The sequence below is a fragment of the Nonomuraea pusilla genome (genome assembly GCF_900109355.1).
GTDB classification, from domain to species: Bacteria; Actinomycetota; Actinomycetes; order Streptosporangiales; family Streptosporangiaceae; genus Nonomuraea; species Nonomuraea pusilla.
The window spans coordinates 495,936-520,423 of sequence record NZ_FOBF01000003.1; the positions used below are offsets into that span (position 1 = coordinate 495,936).

Annotated in this window: 25 protein-coding genes; 8 read left to right on the top strand and 17 right to left on the bottom strand. The window is 72.7% G+C overall.

From position 1 onward, the window contains the following. Positions 1-14: 14 nt before the first annotated feature. Positions 15-455: an ATP-binding protein gene (locus BMX74_RS43900; RefSeq protein ID WP_177227281.1), complete on the bottom strand. Its 441-nt coding sequence runs from the start codon at positions 453-455 to the stop codon at positions 15-17. A gap of 198 nt (positions 456-653) precedes the next feature. On the opposite strand from BMX74_RS43900, the gene BMX74_RS43905 reads away from it, so the two are divergent. The 3 genes from BMX74_RS43905 (at position 654) to BMX74_RS08280 (ending at position 2,885) form a co-directional block, all read left to right on the top strand. Further along, positions 654-1,103 (top strand): hypothetical protein, encoded by a 450-nt coding sequence (locus tag BMX74_RS43905; protein WP_177227282.1) that lies wholly within the window; start codon positions 654-656, stop codon positions 1,101-1,103. Positions 1,104-1,143: 40 nt separating this feature from the next. Continuing rightward, positions 1,144-1,512, top strand: coding sequence for a YciI family protein (locus BMX74_RS08275; RefSeq protein ID WP_055505974.1), 369 nt, complete (start codon positions 1,144-1,146; stop codon positions 1,510-1,512). A 122-nt stretch (positions 1,513-1,634) separates the two neighbouring features. Next, complete coding sequence (locus tag BMX74_RS08280; RefSeq protein WP_091099368.1) at positions 1,635-2,885, top strand: RNA polymerase sigma factor; 1,251 nt, start codon at positions 1,635-1,637, stop codon at positions 2,883-2,885. Between the two features lie 48 nt (positions 2,886-2,933). On the opposite strand, the gene BMX74_RS08285 is transcribed toward BMX74_RS08280, so the two are convergent. Together BMX74_RS08285 and BMX74_RS08290 are read right to left on the bottom strand one after the other, a co-directional pair. Then, the gene (locus BMX74_RS08285; protein ID WP_055505976.1) at positions 2,934-4,154 is read right to left on the bottom strand and encodes a glycosyltransferase; all 1,221 of its coding nucleotides are present in this window, start codon (positions 4,152-4,154) and stop codon (positions 2,934-2,936) included. Continuing rightward, a complete protein-coding gene (locus BMX74_RS08290) occupies positions 4,151-4,603 on the bottom strand; it encodes a GbsR/MarR family transcriptional regulator (RefSeq protein ID WP_143078590.1) in 453 nt (150 codons plus the stop codon). Before BMX74_RS08290 ends, BMX74_RS08285 begins: the two co-directional genes overlap by 4 nt. 235 nt (positions 4,604-4,838) lie before the next feature. Between BMX74_RS08290 and BMX74_RS08295 the strand changes: the two genes are divergently transcribed. Beyond that, positions 4,839-5,138: a hypothetical protein gene (locus BMX74_RS08295; RefSeq protein WP_091099371.1), complete on the top strand. Its 300-nt coding sequence runs from the start codon at positions 4,839-4,841 to the stop codon at positions 5,136-5,138. A 76-nt stretch (positions 5,139-5,214) separates the two neighbouring features. Here BMX74_RS08295 and BMX74_RS08300 read toward each other — a convergent pair whose 3' ends face one another. The 3 genes from BMX74_RS08300 to BMX74_RS08315 form a co-directional block, all read right to left on the bottom strand. After that, a complete protein-coding gene (locus BMX74_RS08300; protein WP_091099580.1) occupies positions 5,215-5,535 on the bottom strand; it encodes an ASCH domain-containing protein in 321 nt (106 codons plus the stop codon). A gap of 150 nt (positions 5,536-5,685) precedes the next feature. Beyond that, positions 5,686-5,874: a hypothetical protein gene (locus BMX74_RS43910; RefSeq protein WP_177227283.1), complete on the bottom strand. Its 189-nt coding sequence runs from the start codon at positions 5,872-5,874 to the stop codon at positions 5,686-5,688. A 1,163-nt stretch (positions 5,875-7,037) separates the two neighbouring features. Continuing rightward, on the bottom strand, positions 7,038-8,288 hold the full coding sequence (locus BMX74_RS08315; protein WP_091099378.1) for a class I SAM-dependent RNA methyltransferase: 1,251 nt from the start codon (positions 8,286-8,288) through the stop codon (positions 7,038-7,040). Positions 8,289-8,363: 75 nt separating this feature from the next. Here BMX74_RS08315 and BMX74_RS08320 point away from each other — a divergent pair, with 75 nt between their 5' ends. Continuing rightward, the gene (locus BMX74_RS08320; RefSeq protein ID WP_256256831.1) at positions 8,364-10,001 is read left to right on the top strand and encodes an alpha/beta hydrolase; all 1,638 of its coding nucleotides are present in this window, start codon (positions 8,364-8,366) and stop codon (positions 9,999-10,001) included. Here the strand turns inward: BMX74_RS08320 and BMX74_RS08325 are convergent. Beyond that, positions 9,988-12,036, bottom strand: a complete 2,049-nt coding sequence (locus BMX74_RS08325; RefSeq protein ID WP_091099382.1) for an APC family permease — start codon at positions 12,034-12,036, stop codon at positions 9,988-9,990. The two genes, BMX74_RS08320 and BMX74_RS08325, sit on opposite strands and share 14 nt — an antisense overlap. Before the next feature lie 103 nt (positions 12,037-12,139). On the opposite strand from BMX74_RS08325, the gene BMX74_RS08330 reads away from it, so the two are divergent. After that, positions 12,140-12,805, top strand: a complete 666-nt coding sequence (locus tag BMX74_RS08330) for a potassium channel family protein (RefSeq protein WP_055505983.1) — start codon at positions 12,140-12,142, stop codon at positions 12,803-12,805. Next, positions 12,805-13,464, top strand: coding sequence for a potassium channel family protein (locus tag BMX74_RS08335; protein ID WP_055505984.1), 660 nt, complete (start codon positions 12,805-12,807; stop codon positions 13,462-13,464). Before BMX74_RS08330 ends, BMX74_RS08335 begins: the two co-directional genes overlap by 1 nt. Positions 13,465-13,624: 160 nt before the next feature. On the opposite strand, the gene BMX74_RS08340 is transcribed toward BMX74_RS08335, so the two are convergent. The 7 genes from BMX74_RS08340 to valS all read right to left on the bottom strand — a co-directional run bounded on the left by BMX74_RS08340 (position 13,625) and on the right by valS (position 20,198). Continuing rightward, on the bottom strand, positions 13,625-14,293 hold the full coding sequence (locus tag BMX74_RS08340) for a DUF3159 domain-containing protein (protein WP_256256832.1): 669 nt from the start codon (positions 14,291-14,293) through the stop codon (positions 13,625-13,627). 5 nt (positions 14,294-14,298) lie between these two features. Continuing rightward, positions 14,299-14,685, bottom strand: coding sequence for an OB-fold nucleic acid binding domain-containing protein (locus BMX74_RS08345; RefSeq protein WP_055505986.1), 387 nt, complete (start codon positions 14,683-14,685; stop codon positions 14,299-14,301). Positions 14,686-14,713: 28 nt separating this feature from the next. Continuing rightward, positions 14,714-15,349 (bottom strand): DUF3710 domain-containing protein, encoded by a 636-nt coding sequence (locus BMX74_RS08350; RefSeq protein WP_055506350.1) that lies wholly within the window; start codon positions 15,347-15,349, stop codon positions 14,714-14,716. Between the two features lie 47 nt (positions 15,350-15,396). Beyond that, positions 15,397-15,837, bottom strand: a complete 441-nt coding sequence (gene dut, locus BMX74_RS08355; protein ID WP_055505987.1) for a dUTP diphosphatase — start codon at positions 15,835-15,837, stop codon at positions 15,397-15,399. Then, positions 15,834-16,388: a PaaI family thioesterase gene (locus tag BMX74_RS08360; RefSeq protein ID WP_055505988.1), complete on the bottom strand. Its 555-nt coding sequence runs from the start codon at positions 16,386-16,388 to the stop codon at positions 15,834-15,836. The genes dut and BMX74_RS08360 overlap by 4 nt, the downstream gene beginning before the upstream one ends. A gap of 11 nt (positions 16,389-16,399) precedes the next feature. After that, a complete protein-coding gene (locus BMX74_RS08365) occupies positions 16,400-17,596 on the bottom strand; it encodes an AI-2E family transporter (protein ID WP_091099385.1) in 1,197 nt (398 codons plus the stop codon). Positions 17,597-17,684: 88 nt separating this feature from the next. Continuing rightward, positions 17,685-20,198 (bottom strand): valine--tRNA ligase, encoded by a 2,514-nt coding sequence (gene valS, locus BMX74_RS08370; RefSeq protein WP_055505989.1) that lies wholly within the window; start codon positions 20,196-20,198, stop codon positions 17,685-17,687. Positions 20,199-20,276: 78 nt separating this feature from the next. On the opposite strand from valS, the gene BMX74_RS08375 reads away from it, so the two are divergent. Beyond that, positions 20,277-20,561, top strand: a complete 285-nt coding sequence (locus BMX74_RS08375; RefSeq protein ID WP_055505990.1) for a DUF4235 domain-containing protein — start codon at positions 20,277-20,279, stop codon at positions 20,559-20,561. Here BMX74_RS08375 and BMX74_RS08380 read toward each other — a convergent pair. The 3 genes from BMX74_RS08380 to BMX74_RS08390 are packed head-to-tail and all read right to left on the bottom strand — an operon-like array spanning position 20,494 to position 24,456. Further along, positions 20,494-21,927 carry an alpha,alpha-trehalose-phosphate synthase (UDP-forming) gene (locus BMX74_RS08380; RefSeq protein ID WP_055505991.1) on the bottom strand — a complete coding sequence of 478 codons (1,434 nt, stop codon included), beginning with the start codon at positions 21,925-21,927 and terminating at the stop codon, positions 20,494-20,496. The two genes, BMX74_RS08375 and BMX74_RS08380, sit on opposite strands and share 68 nt — an antisense overlap. A gap of 16 nt (positions 21,928-21,943) precedes the next feature. Continuing rightward, positions 21,944-23,512: an FAD-dependent monooxygenase gene (locus BMX74_RS08385; RefSeq protein ID WP_091099389.1), complete on the bottom strand. Its 1,569-nt coding sequence runs from the start codon at positions 23,510-23,512 to the stop codon at positions 21,944-21,946. After that, the gene (locus BMX74_RS08390) at positions 23,509-24,456 is read right to left on the bottom strand and encodes an MBL fold metallo-hydrolase (RefSeq protein ID WP_091099391.1); all 948 of its coding nucleotides are present in this window, start codon (positions 24,454-24,456) and stop codon (positions 23,509-23,511) included. The genes BMX74_RS08385 and BMX74_RS08390 overlap by 4 nt, the downstream gene beginning before the upstream one ends. Between the last annotated feature and the right edge of the window lie 32 nt (positions 24,457-24,488).

Below are 24,488 nucleotides of genomic sequence, written 5' to 3' on the forward strand. Positions count from 1 at the left end.
CGCGCGCGACGGGGTCAGCTCCCGGCGTCCGCCTGGTCGTCGGCCGTGTCACGCACCTGGGAGCCGGGCTTGGCCTGGAAGTACATGCGCAGCCTGGAGACGCCGTCGGGGTGGTCGACGGCGACCTCGTCGCACAGCTGCCTGATGATCCACAGACCGTAGCCGCGGGCCGCGGGCGGGGGCGCGCTGGCGTGCCGGTACAGGTGCGCGGAGGTCAGCGTGCCGGCCCGGTCGAGGACGTCCACCCGGATGCCCTGGCCGTCGGCTCCGAGGACGACGGCGCCCGCGCCGCCGCCGTGCTCCAGGACGTTGTCGGCGGCCTCGTTGACCGCGAGCACCAGGTCCTGTAACCGGGGCCCGGAGAACCCGGCGTCCGCCGCGAAGGCGCTGACGCGCTCACGCAGCAGGCCCAGATCCCAGGTGATCGGGCACCGTAGTTCTGACTCCTCGCCCATGCTCATCTCCTGCCAGGAACCGGCCCAGGCGGGAACTGCCCGCTGCTCGGCGCCGCATGCGCCCAGCTCCCCTGACCGCGCCTTTTCCGTGAGGGGCAGGCCGCCGTCGTACCTTCCCAGGGAGAGGCGAGCATATCCGATGCGGGTCACGACGAGGCCGGCTGGCCGCGTGCCGCCCGCGAGGCCTGCACGGCCGCCGTGGCGACGACGATCGCCGAGGCACTGCCCGGCAGCGCCCCCGAGAGCCCCACCGCCGCCTCGGCCGGCCCGGCGAGCGCGGCGCCGGAAAAAATCTTGGAAAAAGATGCGGGCGTCTGTCGAATCGGCGCCGGGCCGTTCGAAGCGTACGTGAAGGGCCGCGAGGAGCACCCCGAGCGCCCCAGGCACGACGAGCACGAGCACGAGGAGAAGGCCATGACGCAGCAGATGACAGCCCCTGGGCGAGTCGCCGCCGCCGAGCGCCTTACGGGATGGGCGCTCTGCTCCCGCCTGAGCGGCGCGCTGTTCCTCGCGGCCTTCGCCGCCGTCTCCACCGGGGCGGGCGCGGTCTGGGCCGACCTGGCGTTCACCGCCGGTGTTGTGATCATCTGGGCCTGGTTCTCGGCCGTGTCGCCGCACCTCTACCGGCGCGTCCCGTCCCACCACTGACCCGACAACCGTAACGAAATAACCCATCGAAGGAGAGACCATGCGTTACATGCTGATTCTCAGGGCCATCGACGTGCCGAACACCCCGCCGCCCGCCGAGCTCATGGAGGCCATCGCCAAGCTGGGCGAGGAGGCCGGCAGGGCGGGCGCGCTGCTCGACACCGCGGGCCTGGCGCCCAGCGCGCAGGGCGCCAGGGTCGAGGTGAGCGGCGGGAAGCTGAGCGTCACCGACGGGCCGTTCGCCGAGGCCAAGGAGCTCGTGAGCTACGCGCTCTTCCAGGTCAGGTCGAAGGAGGAGGCGGTCGAGTGGGCCTCGCGCTTCCTCAGGCTGCACCGCGACCTGTGGGAGGGCTGGGAGGGCGAGGCCGACGTCCTGCGCGTCTTCGGCCCCCAGGACCTGCCCGCCTGACGGCGCGGAGCCCGCCGAGAACCGCCGCCCCCGCCGGGACCTCCGGCCGGGGCGGCGGTTTCGCGTCCGGAGACTGCCCGAAAGGTACCGTACGCGCCTTCGAGGTGGTTGGATCGGTGCCCATGACGGAGCGCGATCCCCGGCGAGTGGTGGAGGCGGTCTGGCGGATCGAGTCGGCGCGGGTGATCGCGGCGCTCGCCCGCATGCTGCACGACGTCGGCCTGGCCGAGGAGCTGGCGCAGGACGCCCTCGTCCTCGCCCTGGAGCAGTGGCCGCGCACCGGCGTCCCCGGCAACCCGGGCGGCTGGCTGATGCTCACGGCCAAGCACCGCGCCCTCGACCTGATCCGACGCAGGGCGACGTACGAACGCAAGCTCGAAGAGGTCGGCCGCGACATGGAGATCCGTCAGGAGGCGGCCGAGGCCGAGCTGGACGACGCGCTCGACGACCACGTCGGCGACGACCTGCTGCGGCTGATCTTCACCACCTGCCATCCCGTGCTGCCCGCGGAGGGACGGGTGGCGCTCACCCTCCGCCTGCTGTGCGGCCTGACGACCGAGGAGATCGCGCGGGCCTTCCTCGTGCCCGAGCCGACCGCCGGCCAGCGCGTCTTCCGCGCCAAGCGCACCCTGGCCGACAAGCGGGTGCCGATCGAGCTGCCGCCGCCGCCGGAGCTGCCGCAGCGCCTGGCGTCGGTGCTGGAGGTCGTCTACCTCGTCTTCAACGAGGGCTACGCCGCCACCGCCGGCGACGACTGGATGCGCCCGTCGCTGTGCGAGGAGGCGCTGCGCCTCGGCCGCCTCCTCGCCGCCCTCATGCCGGGCGAGGCGGAGGTCCACGGCCTCGTCGCCCTGATGGAGCTGCAGGCGTCCCGCATCCCGGCCAGGACCGGCGCGGACGGCGAACCCGTCCTCCTGCTCGACCAGGACCGCGGCCGGTGGGACCGGCTGCTCGTCCGCCGGGGCCTCGAGGCGCTGGAGCGCGCGCGGGCGCTGGGGGCGTTCGGGCCGTACTGCCTGCAGGCGGCGATCGCCGCCTGTCACGCGCGCGCCGCCGCACCCGAGGACACCGACTGGGAGCGGGTCGCCGCCCTGTACCGGGTGCTCGTCCACGTCGCGCCCTCCCCCGTCGTGGAGCTGAACCGCGCGGTGGCGGTGGCCATGGCGTACGGGCCGGAACGCGGCCTGGAGATCGTGGACGGCCTGCTGGACGAGCGCGCGCTCAAGGGCTACCCGCAGCTCCCCGCGGTGCGCGGCGACCTGCTGGACAGGCTCGGCCGGCACGACGAGGCCCGCGCCGAGTTCGGGAGGGCCGCCCGGCTCACCCGCAACGCCCGCGAACGCGCCCTCTTCCTGTCCCGAGCGGGCGGATAGCACGCCCCGGCGCGGTCGGGCACGCGGCGCCGTACCGGGCGGACGGACTCAGGCGGGCGACGCCGCGAGCGCGGTGAGGCGGGCGACGGCGGCGGCGACGCCGTCCTCGGCGGAGAGGCGGGCGGCGAGCGCGCGGGCCGCCGGGGCCAGCTCCCCGGCGGCGTCGATCGCGCCGGCCAGCCGCCCGGCGGTGAGCCTCCCGGCGACGGGGGCCGAGGCCACGCCGGCGCGGTGCAGCCGGTCGGCCCAGAACGGCTGGTCTCCGAGGAACGGCCGCACGACCTGCGGGACGCCCGCGCGCAGCGCCGCCGCGACCGTGCCGGCACCCCCGTGGTGCACGGCGACCGCCACGCGCGGCAGGAGCCAGTCGTGCGGAGCCTCCTCGATCGCCAGGACGTCGTCCCCCAGCGTGCCAGGGCGCAGGGCGCCCCACCCGGTGGCCAGCACGGCCCGCCGCCCGGCCAGGCGCACGGCCTCCAGCACGGCGGCGGTCAGCCTCTCCGGGTCGCGGCCCACCGAGCTGCCGAACCCGACGTAGACCGGCGGCTCGCCCTCCTCCAGGAACCTGGCCAGCCGCTCCGGCGGCGTCCACCCGCCGGGCGCGGGCATCGTCCAGAACCCCAGCGGACGCGCCCGCTCGGGCCAGTCATCGGGCGCCGGCAGCAGGAGCGGGCTCCACGCCGACAGCACCGGGCCCTCCTCGACCAGGTCGGCCAGCGGCCGGAACCCGCCCTCCAGGCGGAGCGCCTCGGCCCGCCACGCCCGCACCATGCCGCGGTACGGCGCCTCGACCGCCGACGTGACCCGCCAGCTCGCCCTGTTGAGCGCGCGCGGCACCCGGAACGGCAGGATGGGCGAGGGGAACGCCGCCGTCGGCAGGTAGAGCGGCAGCAGCAGGCCGGCGACCGCGGGGACGCCCAGTTTCTCCGCCACGTACGGCCCGCCCAGCGACTTCGGGTGGTACACGACCACGTCGGCCGGCCCGTCGGCCAGCGCCGCCTCGTCGTCGAGGAGCCGGCGCAGCATCGGCTTCACCGCCCGCGCGCCGGCGACGGCCGCCCGCACGCCCTGCCCCTTCGCCGCGTCCTGCGCCCGGAGCAGCTCATCCGAGAGCGGGACGAACTCGACCCCGTGCCCGGTGGCGAGCGGCTCGAAGCGGCGGGGCGCCGCCAGCACGGGCCGGTGCCCGGCGGCGCGCAGGCCGAGCGCCAGCGCCAGGTACGGCTGGACGTCGCCGCGGCTGCCCACCGTGATCAGCAACGGTCTCATCGCTCGCCCTTCAGCTCGTCCCACTCGTCGAGCAGGCGCGGGAAGCGGTCCATCATGAACGCGTACATGTCGCGCATGAGCTCCAGCCGGCGCCGGCGCGCGGGATCGTCGCCGACCGCGGCCAGCCCCTGCTCGGCCAGAGCGCGGAAGCTCTCGAGCTCGGCCATCTTCGCGCGGAAGGCGCGGGCGAAGACGTCCTCGGCCAGCCGGTAGCGGTCGCGCCGCTCCCCGCGCACCCGGAACCGCTCGACCAGACCGGCCTGTTCGAGCTGCCGGAGCGCGACACTCATGCTGCTCTTGGCCACCGCCAGGGCCTCGGCCAGCTCCGGCGCGTCCGCGCTGCCGGCCTCGGCGGCGAGCAGCCACCCCATGACCCGGCCGGCGGTACGACTCAACCCGAGCCTCTCGTAGAAGAGCCCGGCATCTTCGACGAACAGATCGACACTCACGACAGCAGCATATCGGACTGTTCGGATAGATCCGAACAGTCGGACCTGAGCTGTGCACGGAACCTGCCCGTCCGTACCGCGCGGCGCGCACTCCCCCGGCACCCGCGGTAGCGTCAGGACAGGTCGCCCGTGTGGCGACGTGACGTCGTCCCTGCTGCGCGTCGGAGGTGATCACGGTGCATCCGGTCTCATGACGGCCCCAACCCGGGGCGTCACGGAGCCGAAAGGTGACCGTATGAGCAAGACCGACAAGACCCGGCCCTGGTGGGTGCGCATCGCCGACGCGCCGATGGTGACCTGCGTACCGGCGCACGACCACCGGTTCGCGCCGTGCACGCTGCCCGACGAGATCACCGCGGACAGCGCGTCCCTGAACCCCCGCCCGAGCGGCTGCCACTGGCGCGCCACCGCCTCCTACCTGTGCGACGGCGGGCTCAGCGGCGGCCGCGAGTGGAACCTCATCCGCCGCGAGGAACGCCGCCGCGACCGCCACCGGGCACGCCGCGAACTGCGCGCCTACCGCGGCGAAGACTGAAGGAAGGCACACCGCGAGACCACACGGCCACGGCGGCGTGCCGGGCGAAGACCCGCGCCGCCGCCCCCGTACCCGGTCAGGGCCGTACGCGTTCGATCTCGATGGCGAGCACGCCGAGCGCCTCCTTCTCGGGCGGATATATGTGGCGGACGGCGTCCAGCTGCTCGTCACGGGCGGCGTCCGGGTTGACCCGCTCCACCCCCTCGGCGTCGAGCAGCTCCTCGAAGTCCGCATGGCGGGCGACCCGGACGACGCGGGTGAGCACCTGGTCCTGCCCGCACACGAACCGGATCAGGTCACCCGCCGCGAGCCCGCGAACCTTCGGAGAGAGAACGCGCACCTCAACAGTCTTCCGCCCGTCCGCGACCAACTCGAAGTACGGCCGCGACAGCCGCATCTCACGCACGTACCACAGCCTCCCCTCCCAGGAGACGTGCGAATCCCCCGAGCCGGTCGCGGCACCGAACGCCGCCGCTCGCCCGCCGGGGTGGACGTCGTCCGCGTGCCGGCTCTGCGCGCGAGCACGGGGCTGGCGATCAGCGGAAGATCAGCGGAACTCGCCGGCGTGCTCCCGCGCCCACTGGGCGAACCCGCGCACCGGCACGCCCGTGATCCGCTCGACGGTGTCGGTGACCAGCTCCGACCGGGAGCGCGCGATGGCGGCCAGCAGTGCCTCCCCCAACGCCGGCGGGCGACCGTCGGCCCGCATCCGCCGCCGCGCCTCCCCGGCCGGCACCCCTCGAACCGCAGCGGGCGCCCCAGCGCCTCGCCGAGCAGCCGCACCTGGTCGGCCCTGGTCAGGACCTGCGGCCCGGTCAGCACATGGGTGGCTCCCATGTCGACGGCGGCGGAAGGGCCGAGGCCGGCGCCGGGGTTGGCCGCGCAGGCGGCGAGGAACGCGAGCGCTTCGGTCATGATCTGGTCGGCCTGGCGGGCGTGCTCGGGATGGTCCTCGCTGATCCGGGCGGCCAGCCTGTCGAACAGGGCGGGCGTGACCAGCGTGCGGGGGTCGGCCAGGGTGGGGCGTTCGATCGTGACGCTCATCTCGTCCTCCGAGCGATCGTGCCTCCGCGGTTTGGGAGGCGTGCTCTCACGATGGCCGCGCACCCCGCGCGTGGTCATTGACGGCGCCGGCGGCGCTCATTGAGGGTCTGCCGTCAATCATGGGGGTAGGGCCTGCACGGAAAGTGCCGATGCCGCTACAACGCATCCAGGTGTTCGCGAGTCGTGGCGGCCCCGTGGGGCAGATCACCAGGTCAAGGCGTGCACAGATCCAGCGCGAGGCGATGAGGTGCACGCAGCCCGCGCCCACCTCGCCCTCGCCGCCTCCCTCGGTGAGCGCACCGGAGACACTCGGCTGGCCGCGTGGGCGCTCCCGAGCACAGAGCATGCTCGCCCGCTACGCGCCGCGACCTTGACGCCTCGCTCTCCTACGACCAGGCCGCGCCCCGACGCCACTCGTACGGGCCCAGCTTCTCGGATGGGCGGTGCTGCCGTCGCTCGCCCTGCTCGGGCGACTTCCGGAGGCTGAGCGTGCCCTCGGCGAGGCCACGACAGCCCTCAGCGGATGCGAGGAGGAGCCGGGACGCTTCGGCTTCGACGTCGCGGAGCTCGCCCTGCATGAGGCTGAGGCGTGGCTGGCGCTCGGCCGGACCGACCGTGCGGCCACACGGGCGGAGGCATCCGCCGCGGCCTGCGTGCCATGGACGCCGGGTCGGGCTGCGGCCACGCTCACGCCCGCCCAGGCGGAGGCCCCGGGGCAGCCGGGCGGCTCCGCGGCGCGGGCTCTCGACGTGCTGGAGCGCATCCCCGCTGCCCGGCTGAGGTCTACCTCCCGTGACCGTCTCAAGGTCCTCGTGGAGCATCGTCAGTTGTCTATGCCCGGGTCAGAGCTGCAGGCTAACTCCGGGCCAGCAGCGCCACGCACTCCACGTGGTGGGTCATCGGGAAGGCGTCGAAGGCGCGGAGGTCGGTGAGGGGGTAGCCGAGGGCGGCGAACCAGGACAGGTCGCGGGCGAGGGTGGCCGGGTCGCAGGAGACGTACACGATGCGGGTGGCGTCGAGCGAGGCGACGCGTTCGACCACCTCGCGGCCGAGCCCGGCGCGGGGCGGGTCGACGACGACGAGGTCGGCGCGTTCGATCTGGAGGCGGTCGAGGCCCTCCTCGACGCGCCCGCGCTCGACGCGGACCTGCGGCAGGTCGCGCAGGTTGGCGCGGGCGTCGCGGACGGCGGCGGCGTCGGACTCCAGCCCGAGGACGGCGCCCTCGGGCCCCACGGCCTCGGCGAGCCCGGCCGCGAACAGGCCGACCCCGCAGTAGAGGTCGAGCGCCCACTCCCCCGGTTCGGGCGCCGCGTACGCGAGCACCGCGTCGAGGAGGGTCTCCGCGGCGCCGGGGTGCACCTGCCAGAAGCCGCTGCCCGCCACGCGGAACTCGCGCTCGCCCACCCGTTCGCGCAGCGTGCCGGTGCCGCGCCTGGGCACGGTGCGTCCCTTGCCCTGGTCGAGCAGGATGGACGCGGGCGTGTCGAGGTCGGGCACCTCCACGCCGCGGCGCGGCCTGGGCGTGACGACGACGGCGTGGTCGCCGCCTGACGAGGCGATCACCTCGACGCCGGCGGCGCCGGGCCAGGCGCGCGTCTCGGCGCCGACGGCCTCCACCTCGGGGTGGGCGATGAGGCAGGCGTCGACGGGCTGGATGTCGTGGGAGCGGTGCTTGCGCAGGCCCACGACGCCGTCGGGCCGGACGGCGAACTGGACGCGGGTGCGCCAGCCGAGGCCGTCGGCGGCGCCCGGCACCTCCTCGACGACGATCTCGCGCTCGATGCCGGCGAGCCGCCGCAGTTGTTCGGCGACGACGTCGGCCTTGAGCCGCCGCTGCGCCTCCAGCGACGCGTGCTGCCAGTCGCAGCCGCCGCAGCGGCCGGGCCCGGCGTACGGGCAGGGCGGGACGACCCGGTCGGGCGACGGTTCGAGGATCTCCACGGCGTCGGCCCGCAGGAACCGGCTGGTCTCCTCGGTGACGCGGGCGACCACCCGCTCGCCGGGCAGCGCGTGCCGGACGAAGACCACGCGCCCTTCGTGGCGTGCCACGCACCAGCCGCCGTGCGCGACCGGCCCAACCGTCAGCTCCAGAGATGCCTGATTCACACCGACACCCTATGCCCACCGCGTGCCCTGACCTGCCGGACCGCGGTCCGCCTTGATCGACTACCCTTGGTGCCCGTGAGCAGGGGCCGGGTGGTACGGAGGCCTCCCGGGTTCGGGGGGACGCTCGCCGCGGCCCTGTTCGCGTGCGCCTCGCTCACGCCGTCGCTGCTGCCGCGCACCTGGCTGCTGCAGGGCGTGATGGGCGCGGTCACGGGTGTCATCGGCTACGGCGTGGGCGCGACGCTGGGCGCGCTGGGCCGGTCGGCGGTCGCGTACCGGCCGCCGGAGCGGGCGCGCAGGCTCGCGTGGGCGGTGATGCTCGGGCTGTGCGCGGCGCTGGCCGCGGTGACGCTCTGGTACAGCGTCGACTGGCAGCGCGACCTGCGCGAGCTCATGGGCATGGACACGAGGATCACCTGGTACCGCCCGGTGATCCTCGCCGTCACGGTCGCCCTGTTCGGGGTGTTCCTGTTACTGGCCCGGTGTGTACGGCTCGCCGGCCGCGCCCTCATCGGATGGCTCGACCGGTTCGTACCGTTCTACGTGGGCCATGTCGTCGGCGTCGTGGCGATCACCCTGGCCGTCACGGTGTTCGCCAACGACGTGGTGTTCTCCGCGTTCGTCGCGAGGATGAGCGACGTGTCGTCGGTCACCAACCGCGGCACCTACCCGGGGGTGCGTCCTCCTGCCTCGCCGCAGCTGTCGGGCGGCCCCGGCTCGTACGTGAGCTGGCAGTCGCTGGGCCGCGAGGGCCGGCTGTTCACGGGCACGGCGACCAGCGCGGCGAAGCTGCGCGCGTTCTCGGGCCGCCGGCCCGAGCAGCCGATCCGCGTGTACGTCGGCCTCGACGCGGCGGCGACCCCGCAGGCGCAGGCGGCGCTCGCGGTGAAGGAGCTGGAGCGCGCGGGCGCGTTCGAGCGGCCGGTGCTCACCGTGCTCGGCACGACCGGCACCGGCTGGGTCGACCAGCACATCGCCGACGCCCTGGAGTACATGTACAACGGCGCCTCGGCGATGGTCGCGGTGCAGTACTCGTACCTGCCGAGCTGGGTGTCGTTCCTGGTGGACAGGGAGAAGGCGGCGGCGACCGGCAGGGCGCTGTTCGAGGCGGTGCGCGCCCGGTGGGCGCTCCTGCCGCCCGGCCGCCGGCCGCGGCTGGTCGTGTCGGGCGAGAGCCTCGGCTCGTACGAGATGGAGCACGCCTTCGGCGACCTGGCCGACCTGGTGAACAGGGCCGACGGGGCGCTGTTCGTGGGCCCGCCGAACGCCAACGGCATCTGGCGGGCGCTCACGTACGGCCGCGACCCGGGCAGCCCGGTGTGGCGGCCGGTGCACGACGCGGGCCGCACGGCGCGGTTCGCGCAGGGGCCGGGTGACCTGGCGGCGCCGGGCGGTCCGTGGCCCCGGCCGCGCGTGGTCTACCTGCAGAACGCCTCGGACCCGGTCGTCTGGTTGTCGCCGTCGCTGCTCTTCAGCAAGCCGCCGTGGCTGAGCGGCGAGCGGGGGCCTGACGTCAACCCGCAGATGAGCTGGTTCCCGCTGGTGACGTTCTGGCAGGTGCTGGTGGACATGGCGTCGGCGCTGTCGGTGCCGTCCGGGCACGGCCACCGCTACGGCGGCAACATCGCCGACGGCTGGGCCGCGGTCGCGCCGCCGCCGGGCTGGACGGCCGCCGACACGGCGCGGCTGCGCGCCCTGCTCAGCGGTTTGTGACGTGCCCCTCGTCGGTGGTGCCCGCCGCGTGCCAGGGACGGCGCACCGATCCGGGCGCGAACGGCTCGGGGCGGCCCTTGAGCCGGTCGGACGAGTGGAGCTGCCACGGCACGCTGGTCACCATGACGCCGGGTTTGAACAGCAGCCTGGCCTTCAGCCGCAGGGCGCTCTGGTTGTGCAGCAGGTGCTCCCACCAGCGGCCGACGACGTACTCGGGGATGAACACGGTCACGACGTCGCGCGGCGAGCGGCGGCGCATCGTCTTGACGTAGTCGAGGACCGGCTGCGTGATCTCCCGGTAGGGCGAGTCGAGCATCTTGAGCGGCACGGGGATGCCGCGCCGCTCCCACTCCTCCTGGAGCTGGCGGGCCTCCTCGCCCTCGACGCCGACGGTGAGGGCCTCCAGCGTGGACGGCCGGGTGGCGCGGGCGTACGCGAGGGCCCGCATGGTCGGCTTGTGGATCTTCGAGACGAGGACGACGGCGTGGTTGCGGGCCGGGAGCATGGTGGGCTCGTACTCCTCGGTGATCTCCAGTTCGGTCGCCACGTTGTCGTAGTGGCGCCTGATGCCCTTCATCATGAGGAACAGCACCGGCATGGCGATGCACACGATCCACGCGCCGACGAGGAACTTCGTCAGCAGCACCACGACGAGCACGAGACCGGTCATGACGCCGCCGAAGAAGTTGATGACGCGCGAGCGCTGCATCTGGTGGCGCGTCTTGGGGTCGGTCTCGGTCTTCAGGTGGCGGGTCCAGTGGATGACCATGCCGGTCTGGCTGAGCGTGAACGAGACGAACACGCCGACGATGTAGAGGTTCAGCAGGCGGCTGACGTCGGCCTGGAAGCCCCACAGCAGCAGGCAGGCGCCGAGCGCCAGGATGATGATGCCGTTGGAGAAGGCCAGCCGGTCGCCGCGGGTGTGGAGCTGGCGCGGCAGGTAGCGGTCCTGGGCGAGGATCGAGCCGAGCACCGGGAAGCCGTTGAAGGCGGTGTTGGCGGCCAGGAACAGGATGAGCGCGGTCACCGCCGAGATCACCACGAACGGCAGCGACCCGCCGCCGAACACGGCGTCGGCCACCTGGGAGATGATCGGCTGCTGGTAGTAGCCGGGGCCGACCGGCCGGCCGTCGGCCCCGATCAGGTCGGTGGCGACCACGGACGGCTCGGCCATCTTCACGCCGGACGCCAGGCCGAGCGCGATGATGCCGCCGAACATGGTGATCGCGACGAGGCCCATCATGAGCAGCGTGGTGGCGGCGTTCTTGCTCTTGGGCTTGCGGAAGGCGGGCACGCCGTTGCTGATGGCCTCGACGCCGGTCAGCGCGGCGCAGCCGGACGAGAACGCGCGCAGGATGAGGAACGCGGCGGCGAAGGCGGTGAGGTTGGCCTGCTCGGGCTCGATGGTGAACTCGGCGCTGGGGGCGTGCAGGGGCTCGCGCAGGATCAGCAGGCGGAACCCGCCCCACAGGACCAGCCCCAGCACGGCGATCATGAACGCGTAGGTGGGCACGGCGAACGCCGCGCCGGACTCGCGGATGCCGCGCAGGTTCACGACGGTCAGCAGGATCACGATGAGGATCGCGATCTCGGGCTTGTTCTGCCCGACGAACGGGATGGTGGCGCCGACGTAGTCGACGCCGTTGGCGACCGACACCGCGACGGTGAGCACGTAGTCGACCATGAGCGCGCTGGCCACGGTGAGGCCGGCGTTCTTGCCGAGGTTGGTGCTGGCGACCTCGTAGTCGCCGCCGCCGCTGGGGTAGGCGTGCACGTTCTGCCGGTACGACGCCACGACGGTGAGCATCACGACGACGACGGCCAGGGCGATCCACGGGCTGAAGTGGTAGAACGACACTCCCGCGAGGGAGAGGATCACCAGGATCTCCTGCGGGGCGTACGCTACCGAGGAGAGGGCGTCGCTGGCGAAGACGGGCAGAGCGATGCGTTTGGGCAGCAGTTGCTCATGGAGCTGCCCGCTGCGTAGGGCACGCCCCACGAGCACGCGTTTGACAAGATCGGTTACCTTCGCCACGTTACGAGATGCTAGCCCCCTGTCCAGACCCTAAACCCGGCGCTCCCCCCCATCGGGCCATACTGGTGTCGAGCAACCGGCCGACCGCGAAGTGCGGGGGAGTATGCATATTGTGATCATGGGTTGTGGCCGGGTGGGTTCCACCCTCGCCCACATCCTCGAGGACAGCGGCCATTCCGTCGCCATCATCGACCGCGACCCGCAGGCGTTCCGGCGGCTGCGCGCCGGTTTCCGCGGTCGCAGGGTGACGGGCATCGGCTTCGATCGCGACGTGCTGACCGAGGCCGGCATCGAGACCGCCGCCGCGTACGTCGCGGTCTCCAGCGGAGACAACTCCAACATCATCTCGGCGCGGGTGGCCCGTGAGACGTTCGGCGTCGACAACGTGGTGGCCCGCATCTACGACCCCCGGCGCGCCGAGGTCTACCAGCGGCTGGGCATCCCCACCGTGGCGACGGTGCGCTGGACGGCCGACCAGATCCTGCGCCGCCTCCTCCCCGAGGGCGCCGAGCCGCTGTGGCGCGACCCGACGGGCAGGGTCGTGCTGGCCGAGGTCACCGTCAACCAGTCGTGGATCGGCACCCGGGTGGTCGACATCGAGTCCCGCGCGGGCGTGCGGGCCGCGTTCGTCAACCGCATGGGAGAGGCCCTCACCATCACCGACGACACCGTGATGCAGGAGGGCGACGTGCTGCACGTGATCGCCGCGGAGAACGACATGGACCGGATCAACAAGGTGCTCGCCGCGGCACCGGAACAGGACCACTGATGCGCGTCGCCATCGCGGGGGCGGGGGCCGTCGGCCGTTCGATCGCCGCCGAGCTGCTGGAGAACGGTCACGAGGTCCTGCTCATCGACGTCGATCCCAAGGCCATCAAGATCGACAGCGTGCCGCGGGCGGAGTGGCTGCTGGCCGACGCGTGCGAGATCGCCTCGCTCGACGAGGCCGGGCTCAACAACTGCCACGTCGTCGTCGCCTCCACCGGCGACGACAAGGTCAACCTCGTGGTGTCGCTGCTGGCGAAGACCGAGTACGGCGTGCCCAGGGTGGTGGCCCGCATCAACCACCCGAACAACGAGTGGCTGTTCAACGAGTCGTGGGGCGTGGACGTCGCCGTCTCGACGCCGCGCCTGCTGAGCGCGCTGGTGGAGGAGGCGGTCAGCGTCGGCGACCTGGTGCGGCTGATGACGTTCCGGCAGGGCCAGGCCAACCTGGTGGAGCTGACGCTCGCCGAGGACGCCCCCGTGGTGGGCCAGCGGGCCGGCTCGGTGCCGTGGCCGTCCGACGCGGCGCTGGTGGCGATCCTGCGGGAGGGCCGGGTGCTGGTGCCGACCGACGACGACCCGCTGGAGGCGGGCGACGAGCTGCTGTTCGTCGCCGCCCAGGAGGTGGAGCAGGAGCTCGCCCACCTGCTCTCCCAGCACTGAGCCCCTCCGGCTCTCCCTGGCGCTGAGCCCCTCCGGCTCCGCCGGAGCCGGGCCCCCTGGCTCCCGGTCCTGAGCTCTCCGGCTCTTCCACCGGTGAACCCCCGCATGCGAGGAGCGCGCGTCCCAGAGGGACGCGCGCTCCTCGTTCGTCACCGGGGATTCAGGAGGCCACCTGCGGGTTGATCGGGGTGCGGCCGCGGCCGAGCAGCCAGAGCATGGCCGCCAGCGCCGCCACCTGCAGCGGCCAGCCCATCGCGATCTTGGCCAGGCCGAGCGCCGCCACCGCCTCGTCGCCGCCGCCGAACAGGTACACCGGCCCCTGCACCGCCACGCGCACCGCGCACGGCAGCATCAGCAGCCAGGTGAGCCGCGTGCACAGCCGGACGATGCCGGCGTCCTTGTGCCAGGCGGTCGGGTCGCCGGTGACCGAGCCGATGAGGAACCCGACGACGGGCCAGCGGGCCACGATCGACACGAGCATGGCCAGCAGGTAGCCGGCGTTCCACAGGATGCCGGGCAGGAAGTAGTCTTTCGCGTCGCCCGTACGGCTGGCGAAGAACGCCCCGATGGCGATGCCGATGAGGCTGTTGACGACGAACTGCGGCGTGGACCGCTGCACCAGCCTGACCAGCAGCAGCACCACCGCGAGCGAGACGCTCACGACGAGCGACAGCTTCAGGTTCTCGGTGCTGATCCACGACAGCGTGAACGCGATCGTGGGCACCGCCGCCTCGATGATGCCGCGCGCGCCGCCGAACGCCTTGGCCAGCTGGGCCCGCACCGCCGCCTCGACGGTGTCGTGGGCCACCTCTTCCGCCTCAGCACTCACGTGACTCAACTCCCTGGGCGCAGCTCGTACCGCGGATTGAACATCACCTTGCGCCCGTCCTGCATGCTGACCAGGCCCTCGGCCTTGACCGTGCGCCCCGGCTCGATGCCCGCGATCTTGCGGCGGCCGAGCCAGACGAGGTCGATGACGTCGGACCCGTCGTAGAGCTCGGCCTCCAAGGCCGGGGCGCCACCGCGCGGGCGCAGTGTCACAGTGCGTAGCGTACCGGCTACGCAGAACCGGCGGCGACCGCCACACGAGGCGATCGGGGTGGCGCCGACCTCGTCGGCGTCCTCCCGCAGCTCCTGGGCCTCGATCTCGGACTGGGTGGTGGCCAGCCGCCTGAAGAAGCCGCGCAATCCCCCGCGTTTCGGAGGCTCTGCCGTACTCATGATGAATCAGCTTATGTGATGTGGGCCCTCAGCGAAGCTCGCTGATCTCCGGCCCCCTCCTGAACGGGTTGAACGCCGTGGCGTCCTCGGCCGGGGCCTGCGGGTCGTTCGGGCGGCGCAGCGGGATCGCCTCCTCGCGGGCCATCGGCTCCTCGCCGCGCACGACCACGACGTCCTTGAGGAAGTCGACGAAGGCCGCCGCCACGGTGTCGTCGACCGCGCCCCTGCCGGTGACGATCGCCAGCAGGAGCCAGCGCGGCCCGTCGACGCCGATGTACCGCGCGGGCCTCGGGCCCCCCTCGGTGACGATCTCGCCGAACAGCTCGGGCCCGAACGGCCCCTCCTGCTCGTGCAGGGTCTTCGCCTGCGACGTGATCTTGGCCCTGACCTCGTCCCAGAGGCCCGTCGAGCGCGGCGCGGCCAGCGCCTGCACCTGCAGCGAGCTCTCCTCGTACAGGACGACGACGCCCACGTGCTGGTCGCCGATCGACGCCAGGCGCACGTCGAAGTCGGGGTTGTGCGGCAGCCGCAGGCCGCCGAGGTCGATCCTGTCGGTGTCGGGGTGGGGCTCGTCGGCGTCCCACGGGCCGGACTCCCGCACCGGCTGCGCCGCGGCCTCCTCGACCGCCTGCTCCTGCTGCTCACGACGGCGGCGTCGGAACACGTTCCTCACTCTCCCTGCTCAGGCGGGCCGCGGGCGCGGCCCTCACGTCAACGTCCGGTCGAACCGAACCCGTCGGCCCCGCGCGCCGACCCCGGCAGGCGCTCGACCTCGTAGAAGGCCACCCGCTCGACCCGCTGCACCACGAGCTGCGCCACCCGGTCGCCCCGCCTGACCCTGAACGGCTCCTTGGCGTCGGTGTTGATGAGCGTCACCCGGATCTCGCCGCGGTAGCCGGCGTCGACCGTGCCCGGCGCGTTGACCAGGGTGACGCCGTGCCTGGCGGCCAGCCCGGAGCGCGGGTGCACGAACGCCGCGTAGCCGTCGGGCAGCGCGATCGACACCCCCGTGCCGATGACGGCGCGCTCGCCGGGCAGCAGCTCGGCGTCCTCGGCGGCGTAGAGGTCGGCGCCCGCGTCGCCCGGGTGGGCGTAGGACGGCAGCGGCAGCCCGGGGTCGAGCCGCTGGATGAGGACCTCCACGTCGCTCAAGGGTTCACCTCGTAGTCCTGGTGTTCTGCGGTGATGGCGGCCAGGTCGCCGTGCTCGGCGAAGTGTCGCATGCTCACCTCGACGAACAGCGCCGCCGCGCGGACGGCCACCGGCCCGTCGGGGGCGCCCACGCGCCCCTCAGCCTCAAGGTACGCCTTCCTGCCCGTGATGCCGTTGCACCAGGCGCGCAGGTGGAGTGTCGTGCCCACGGGCACGGGCAGCACGTAGTCGGTCTCCAGCCGCGCGGTGACGTACGGCTTCCTGAACAGGTAGACCGACATGCCGAGGACCTCGTCCATGGCGGCGGCGAGCACCCCGCCGTGGGCCAGCATCGGCGCGCCCTGGTGGGCCTCCCCCACGGTGAACGTGGCCTCGACGGTGGTGCTGTCGGGGGTGACGGCCGCGAGGTGCAGGCCGGTGGGGTGGTCGGAGCCGCAGCCGAAGCAGCGGCTGTAGTGGGAGCCGAGCGCGCTGCCCGGGGGCGGCGCGCCGAGCTGCGCCGGGGGCACCGGCGTGCCCGGCGGCGGGCTGGTGCGGGAGGAACGGGTCACGGGTGACGAGGTTACTCCCTGTCTTCGGCCCGTTCGTCCTCGGAACGCTCGGGCCGCTCGGCGGACCCGCCGGTCTCACCGGCCCCCGAGCCGTCGCCGCTCGGGGCGGGCGGCGGCGCGCCCGCCGGGACCTCCTGCTCGGGCGGGGGCAGCGCGAGCGGCTTGCGGGCCAGCTCGGGCAGCGCCCGGTAGATGACGGCCGCGATCGGCACGGCCACCGCGGCGCCCGCGATGCCGGCGAGGATGCCGCCGACGGCGAGCACCAGGATGATCGCGAGCGGGTGGAAGTTGAGCGCCCGCCCGACGATGAGCGGCTGGAGCACGTGGTTCTCGAGCTGCTGCTCGACCACCAGGATGGCCAGGAAGATCAGCGCGTAGACCAGGCCCTTGGCGCCCAGCGTGACGAGGGTGGCGACGGTGCCGGCGAAGAAGATGCCGACGATCGGGATGAAGCTGGCGAAGAAGATCAGCACCGCCAGCGGGGCCCACAGCGGCACGCCCATGCCGGCCAGCACGATGCCCATGATGACGCCGTGCACCGCGGCGACCGCGACGGTGCCCTGCACGTAGTGGGAGAGCGTCGCCCACGCCGCCCGGCCGGCCCTGTCGACGCGCGGCGCGACCGCGCCGAACGCCCGCAGGAACCACGACCAGATGCGGTCGCCGTCCTTCAGCAGGAAGAACGTCACGAACAGCAGCAGCACGATGGACGCGAGCACCTCGAACGCCACGGCGCCCGCCGACAGCACGGTGCCGGTGATGGCGGTGCGCTGCGCGTTCACCATCGCCGCGACCTCGTCGACGTAGCTGGTGATCTGCGCCTCTTTGAGATGCAGCGGGCCGGTGATCAGCCACTCCTGCACCGACCTGGCGGTGGCCTGCACCTGCTCGACCAGGTTCGGGAACTCCTCGCTGGCCCGCGCGCCCACCAGCCAGCCGGTGCCGGCGAGCACGGCGAGCGCGACCAGCATGGTGATCCAGGTGGCGTAGATGGGCCGCATGCCCGCCCTGCGCAGGCTGTCGGTCAGCGGGAACAGCAGCGCGGTGAGCAGGATCGCCACCGCCACCGGCAGCGCCACGAACATCAGCCTCGCCACGACCTGCGCCGAGAAGTAGACGACCACGCCGACGAGGATCAGGCACGCGCACCAGGCGGCCAGCTTGGCCAGCGTGGGCGGTACGAGCTTGGTTGGGCGGTCGATCTGCACGTGTTCCAGACTGGCACGTCCGGCGGCGCGATGCGCACCGGATATCCGTCCGCCCCGGGGGCGCGCGGGCCCCCGGGACGGGACAGCGTCAGACCAGGGTCACCTCGACGGCGAGCTCGTCGCCCTGCTCCAGGACGAACTCCTCCACGTTGCCCGCCGCGCACACGTCGTCCTGCGCCCGCAGGACGAGATCGGTGCGCGGCGCCCGGACGGTGAGGCGCGAGACCTCGGCCCGCATCGACAGCTTCGCCTCGGACTTGGCCTTGCGGACCCGGCCGAGCACCTCGGAGGCGACGGCCAGCACCGCCGGGTCGCCCTGGCCGCGCTCGGGCGCGGGCCAGTTCGCCCGGTGCACCGACCCCTCGCGCCACCACGACCAGACCTCTTCCGTGACGAACGGCAGGAACGGTGCGAACAGCCGCAGCAGCACGTCGAGCGCCTGGCGCAGCGCCGCGTGGGCCGAGGCCGCGCCCGGCCCCGACTCGTACGCGCGCGCCTTGACCAGCTCCAGGTAGTCGTCGCAGAACGCCCAGAAGAAGCGCTCCACGGCCTCCAGGGCCCTGGTGTGCTCGTACGACTCGAACGCCTCGGTGGCCTCGCGCGCCATGTCGGACAGGGCCGCCAGCATCGACAGGTCGAGCGGCTCGGTGACCTCCGCGCCGGTGTCGCCGCCGGCCAGGCCGAGCACGAACTTCGACGCGTTCAGGATCTTGATGGCCAGCCGCCGCCCGACCTTGAGCTGGCCCGCGTCGAACGCGGTGTCGACGCCGTAGCGGCCGCCCGCCGCCCAGTAGCGCACCGCGTCGGAGCCGTGCCGCTCCAGGAGGTCCATCGGGGTGACGACGTTCCCCTTGGACTTCGACATCTTCTTGCGGTCGGGGTCGAGGATCCACCCGGAGATGGCCACGTCGCTCCAGGGCAGCGTGCCGGACTCCAGGTGCGACCTGACCACCGTGGCGAACAGCCAGGTGCGGATGATCTCGTGCGACTGGGGCCGCAGGTCGGCGGGGAAGACGCGCGCGTACAGGTCGTCGTCGGTGCCCCACCGGCCGGCGATCTGCGGCGTCAGGGACGAGGTGGCCCAGGTGTCCATCACGTCGGGGTCGGCGGCGAACCCGCCGGGGACGCCGCGCTGCTCCTCGGCGTAGCCGGGCGGCGCGTCGGAGGACGGGTCGACGGGCAGGCTCTCCTCGGACGGCACGATCGGCGCGTCGTACACGGGCCGGCCGTCGCCGTCGAGGGGGTACCAGACCGGGATCGGCACGCCGAAGAAGCGCTGGCGGGAGATCAGCCAGTCGCTGGTCAGCCCCTCGACCCAGTTGTCGTAGCGGACCCGCATGTGCGGCGGGTGCCAGCGCAGCTCGCGCCCGCGGGCGAGCAGCCGCTCGCGCAGCTCCTCGTCACGGCCGCCGTTGCGGATGTACCACTGGCGGGTGGTGACGATCTCCAGCGGCCTGTCTCCGCGCTCGTAGAACTTCACCGGCCGCTGGACGGGCCGCGGCTCGCCGTCGAGGTCGCCGGACTCGCGCAGCAGCTCGACGATCCGCTCGCGGGCGCTGTGGACGGTCTTGCCGGCCAGCTCCTTGTACGGCTCGGGCTCGACGCCCTCGGGCGGCTCGGGCAGCAGGCGGCCGTCCCAGCCGATGACGGGCCGGGTGGGCAGGTGCAGCTCGCGCCACCAGGTGACGTCGGTGACGTCGCCGAAGGTGCAGATCATGGCGATGCCGGAGCCCTTGTCGGGCTCGGCGAGGTGGTGGGCGAGCACCGGCACCTCGACGCCGAACAGCGGCGTCAGCACCGACGTGCCGATCAGGTCCTGGTAGCGCTCGTCGTCGGGGTGGGCGACGAGGGCGACGCAGGCGGGGATCAGCTCGGGCCTGGTGGTCTCGATCCAGACGGGGCCCTTCTCACCGTAGAAGGAGACGCGGTGGAAGGCGCCGGGCCACTCGCGGTCCTCCAGCTCGGCCTGGGCGACGGCGGTGCGGTACGTGACGTCCCACAGCGTGGGGGCCTCGGCGAGGTACGCCTCGCCCCTGCCCAGGTTGCGCAGGAAGGCGCGCTGCGACACCGCGCGGGCCTCGTCGCTGATCGTGGTGTAGAGCAGCGACCAGTCGACCGACAGGCCGACCCGCCGCCACACCTCCTCGAACGCCTGCTCGTCGATCACGGTCAGCTTGTGGCAAAGCTCCACGAAGTTGCGCCGGGAGATGGAGATTTCGCGTTTGCCGGGCTTCTCCGGTGGAACGAACTCCGGATCGTAGGGCAGCGACGGGTCGCAGCGCACGCCGTAGACGTTCTGCACGCGGCGCTCCGTGGGCAGGCCGTTGTCGTCCCAGCCGATGGGGTAGAAGACCGACTTGCCGATCATCCGCTGGTAGCGGGCCATGATGTCGGTGTGGGTGTAGGAGAAGACGTGGCCGATGTGCAGCGAGCCGGACACGGTCGGCGGGGGCGAGTCGATCGCGTAGATCTCGTCGCGCGGCTTCGAGCGGTCGAAGCGGTAGGTGCCCTCGTCGTCCCAGCGGGCTACCCATACCTTCTCCAGGCCGTCGAGAGTGGGTTTCTCGGGCATGGATGCATGGCGTAGTCGCTGTTCAGTCATGCCTCCTTATGGTACGGCTTTCGCGGCACGAACAGCGGTACAGACTAGTGTTCGTTACATACGGGAAGGAGATCGGCAATGGCGGAGGAGAAGCCCGACATCGCCTGGCGCGTGATCGGCGGTCTCACGGGTCTGGCCACCGCGTGGGCCGCGAGGAAGCTCCTCGGGTTCGTCTGGGTGAAGGCGACCGGCAAGGAGCCGCCCGTCGACACGGACTCACCCGAGGTGAGCATGGGCGAGGCGATCGGTTACGCCGTCCTCATGGGCGTGGGCATGTCGGTGGCGCAGATCGTGGTCAACCGGACCGCCAAGAAGCGATATGACGCATGGAAGACAGTGAAGCAGGTGACTCCAGGGCACTGAGGAACTCACTGGCCCAGCGGTCGACGTCGTAGGTGGCGACCCGGCGGCGCATCGTGCGCATGCGCCGGGCCAGCTCGTGCGGCGTCGCCCGCATCGCCGCCATCATCTGCCGCTTGACGTCCTCTATGTCGTACGGGTTCACCAGGTACGCCTGGCGCAGCTCGTCGGCGGCCCCGGCGAACTCGCTGAGCACGAGCGCGCCCTGCAGGTCGTGGTGGCAGGAGATGTACTCCTTGGCCACGAGGTTCATCCCGTCGCGCAGCGGCGTCACGACCATGACGTCGGCCGCGAGGTAGAGCGCCGCCAGCTCCTCGTGGTCGTACGACTGGTGGAAGTACTGCACCGGCTGGTAGCCGAGCTGGGCGTGCTCGCCGTTGATCCGCCCGACCTGCAGCTCGATGTCGTCGCGCAGCCGGCGGTACTCGTCCACGCGCTCCCTGCTGGGCGTGGCGATCTGCACGAACACCGCTTCGCCGCTCTGCAGCCGCCCGTCGTTGAGCAGCTCGCCGAACGCCTCCAGCCGCTGGCCGATGCCCTTGGTGTAGTCGAGCCGGTCCACGCCGAGCAGCACGTGCTCGGGGTCGCCGAGCTCGACCCTGATCTCCTTGGCGCGGGCCACGATGTGCGGCTCGCGGACGAGGGAGTCGAGCTGCGCGAAGTCCACGGAGATCGGGAAGGCCTGCGTGGTGACGACCCGGTCGTCCAGGAAGATCTCGTTCCCCTTGTACGGCAGCCCGAGCAGTCTGCGGCACAGCCGGCGGAAGTTCGAGGCGCCGCCGGGGAGCTGGAAGCCCACGAGGTCGGCCCCGAGCAGGCCCTCGACGAGCTCCTTGCGCCAGGGCAGCCGCCAGAACAGCTCGACGGGCGGGAACGGGATGTGGAGGAAGAACCCGATCCGCAGGTCGGGCCTGAGCCTGCGCAGCATTGCGGGCACGAGCTGGAGCTGGTAGTCCTGCACCCAGACCACCGCGCCCTGTTCGGCGGCGTCCGCGGCGGCGGTGGCGAAACGCTCGTTGACCGAGCGGTAGGCCTCCCACATCTCACGGTGGTACACCGGCGGCGCCACCACGTCGTGGTAGAGCGGCCACAGGGTGGCGTTGGAGAAACCCTCGTAGTAGAGCTCGACCTCGCGCGCCGACAGCGGGACGGGGATGAGGCTCATCCGGTCCTGGTCGAACGGCTCCAGCTTCTCGTCGGGCGCTCCGTGCCAGCCGAGCCAGGCACCGTGGCGGCGCTGCATCACCGGGGCGATGGCGGTGACGAGGCCGCCGGGGCTCCTGCGCCATGAGGCCGTTCCGTCGGGTTCGATCGTGCGGTCCACCGGCAACCGGTTCGCGACGATCAGAAACGAGCTACGGCCAGTCACGCAGTCCTCCTCGGGCTCAAGACCAAGAGAGCCGCGACGCGCGGCTCACAGCGGCCGCCACCGCTTCCGGTCCCGCATGGGGGATGATCGCGGCGATGTGGGAGTCGGGCCTGATGAGCCATGCCTCCTCCGGCCTCGCGCCGAGTGTGCCGGCGAGCGTTCCCGTCCCATCGATCTCCGCGAACTCGCGAACGGCGAGCGGCGCCGTAGTGACCTTGCCCAAGACCTGCACAAACAAACTCGAATCGCACATATCGCCCAGTAGTACGAGGAAACCGTCCCGGCAGAGTTCCCGCAGCCGCCTGCCCCCTCCGAGCGGGGCGTCGGGCAGGATCACGCCGGGCGCAGGGGCGCACGCCGCGCCCCTCGCCGGCCTGCCGGTGAAGGGCCTCGACGGCTCGGGCGTGGTGAGCGGCGAGTCCACGTACCAGAACGGCTCGGCGAAGCGGCCGGAGTCCACCTCGCCGGCCGCGCCGCGCTCCAGCACCGACCTGCGGCGCGCCCGGTCCTCGGGGGTGCGCGGCGCGAGGAAGCGCATGGTCGCGGCCGTCACCTCCAGGTTCTCCAGCGCGGCGGCGTGCCGCTCGTCGTGGTAGGTCTCCAGCAGCTCCTCGGGCGCCCACCCGTGGAGGACGAACGCGAGCTTCCACGCGGCGTTCTCGGCGTCGGGCACGCCGGAGTTCAGCCCGCGCGCCCCGAACGGCGCCACCAGGTGGGCGCAGTCGCCGGCGAGCAGCACACGGCCGACGCGCATGCGGGAGGCGACGCGCGAGTGGAAGCGGTACGTGCTGTTCCAGAGCAGCTCGTACGGCCGGTCGCCAATGATCTGCCGGACTTTTCGCGAAATATCGGCTTGTGTTGGGATGAAGTCGGGCGCGATCTGCCAGTCGATCCGGAACGTCCCCCCAGGGCAGGGATGGATGAGCACCTGCCGCCCCGGGTTCCAGGCCGGGTCGAAGTAGAAGCGGCGCTCGCTCTCCCACCCCGGCAGGTCGGCCCGGATGTCGCAGATGAGGAACTGCTCGTCGAACGTCTCCCCCTCGAACGCCACCCCCAGCGCCTGCCGCAGCGGCTGCGCCCGCGCCCCCGCGCACACCAGCGCGTACGCCGCGCGCACCGAGCGCGGGCCGCAGTGCACCGTCACGCCGCGCCCGTCCTGGCTGATCCCCGTCACCTCGTGGCCCCAGCGCACCTCGACGAGCGGCTGCCCGGCGATGGCCGCGTCGAGGAGCTCCTCGGTGCGCGCCTGGGAGATGTTCACGAACGGCGGCAGCGGCCCCTCCCCCTGGAAGGACCACGAGAACAGCTCGCGGTCGCGGTAGTAGGTGCGGGCCGTGGTCCAGGTCAGGCCCTCCTCCGCGATGCGGCCCGCCCCGGCTGCCGTCCAGACGTCGAGCACGTCGCGCTGCTGGCAGATCGACTTCGACCCGGCCGGGTCGCGTCCTGGTCGCCGGTCGAGCACCACCACCCGTACGCCCCAGCGGGCCAGCAGCAGCGCGGCCGTCTGCCCCACGGGACCCGCGCCCACGACGACGACCTGCGGCTCCTCCCCCGCCCGCGCCCCTCCCGTCGCTGCGGCGGTCATGACTGGAGCTCGTCCCAGACGGCGCGGTCGCGCTCGGCGGTCCAGATCCGCGGCCGCTCGATCCCGTGCAGCTCGTCCCAGAGCCGGGAGACGTTGAACGGCAGGCAGTGCTCGAAGATCGGCCAGGAGCCGTAGCGGGGCGCGAGCGCCCGGTGCGCGTTCGCGAACGCCTCCTTCAGTGTGGCCGCCCCGCCCACCTCCCTGATCAGCACGTCGAGGAAGTCGCGGGTCTGGCCGATCGCCGCCGCCACGCCGTCCGCGCCGCGCGCCACCGCGCCCCTGCCCCCGACCAGCGTGAGCGCCCCGTACGACGCCACCCGGTCGAGCGTGGACGAGGCCCACTCGCGGTGGAAGGCGTCGCCCGTGTAGAGCGCCGCCTGCGACTCGACCAGGTCGCCGGCGAACATGATCCGCTGCCGCGGCAGCCAGGCGACGAGGTCGCCCTCGGTGTGGCCCCGCCCGCAGTGGGCGAGCACGAGGTCGCCGCGCCCGCCGCCGAGGTCGATCGTGAGCCGGTCGGAGAAGGTGAGCGTGGGCCAGGTCAGCCCGGGGATCGACTCCGGCTCCCTGAACAGGCGCGGCATCCGCGCGTACTCGCTGGCCCAGTCCTGCTCGCCGCGCTCGGCGATCAGCTCCCTGGTCCTGTCGTGCGCGACGACGACGTCCGCGCCGAACGCCGACGCGCCCAGCACCCGCACCGCGTGGTAGTGCGACAGCACCAGGTACCTGACCGGCTTGCCGGTGTGCTCGCGCAGCCTGGCCAGCCACTCTCGGGCGGCGACCGGCGTGGCCAGCGCCTCGAAGCAGACGAGGAAGTCCTCGCCCTCGATCGCGCCGACGTTCGGGTCGCCCTCGGCCGTGAGGGCGTACACGCCGTCGGCCAGCACCTCCAGCGTCTGCCGCTTCTCACCGAGATCCGCCGACGAGGCGAACGGCTTGGCCATCGCTCCTCCCGCATCCTGCTCGACTCCGACCG

Bases quoted from the DNA above. Each gene is read 5' to 3' on its own strand.
- BMX74_RS08385 (WP_091099389.1), bottom strand. From the start codon at position 23,512: ATGACCGCCGCAGCGACGGGAGGGGCGCGGGCGGGGGAGGAGCCGCAG.
- BMX74_RS08390 (WP_091099391.1), bottom strand. From the start codon at position 24,456: ATGGCCAAGCCGTTCGCCTCGTCGGCGGATCTCGGTGAGAAGCGGCAG.
- BMX74_RS08375 (WP_055505990.1), top strand. From the start codon at position 20,277: ATGGCGGAGGAGAAGCCCGACATCGCCTGGCGCGTGATCGGCGGTCTC.
- valS (WP_055505989.1), bottom strand. From the start codon at position 20,198: ATGACTGAACAGCGACTACGCCATGCATCCATGCCCGAGAAACCCACT.
- BMX74_RS08300 (WP_091099580.1), bottom strand. From the start codon at position 5,535: ATGCGGCTGTCGCGGCCGTACTTCGAGTTGGTCGCGGACGGGCGGAAG.
- BMX74_RS08295 (WP_091099371.1), top strand. From the start codon at position 4,839: ATGAGCAAGACCGACAAGACCCGGCCCTGGTGGGTGCGCATCGCCGAC.
- BMX74_RS08335 (WP_055505984.1), top strand. From the start codon at position 12,805: ATGCGCGTCGCCATCGCGGGGGCGGGGGCCGTCGGCCGTTCGATCGCC.
- BMX74_RS43900 (WP_177227281.1), bottom strand. From the start codon at position 455: ATGGGCGAGGAGTCAGAACTACGGTGCCCGATCACCTGGGATCTGGGC.
- BMX74_RS08345 (WP_055505986.1), bottom strand. From the start codon at position 14,685: ATGAGTACGGCAGAGCCTCCGAAACGCGGGGGATTGCGCGGCTTCTTC.
- BMX74_RS08285 (WP_055505976.1), bottom strand. From the start codon at position 4,154: ATGAGACCGTTGCTGATCACGGTGGGCAGCCGCGGCGACGTCCAGCCG.
- BMX74_RS08280 (WP_091099368.1), top strand. From the start codon at position 1,635: ATGACGGAGCGCGATCCCCGGCGAGTGGTGGAGGCGGTCTGGCGGATC.
- BMX74_RS08330 (WP_055505983.1), top strand. From the start codon at position 12,140: ATGCATATTGTGATCATGGGTTGTGGCCGGGTGGGTTCCACCCTCGCC.
- BMX74_RS08275 (WP_055505974.1), top strand. From the start codon at position 1,144: ATGCGTTACATGCTGATTCTCAGGGCCATCGACGTGCCGAACACCCCG.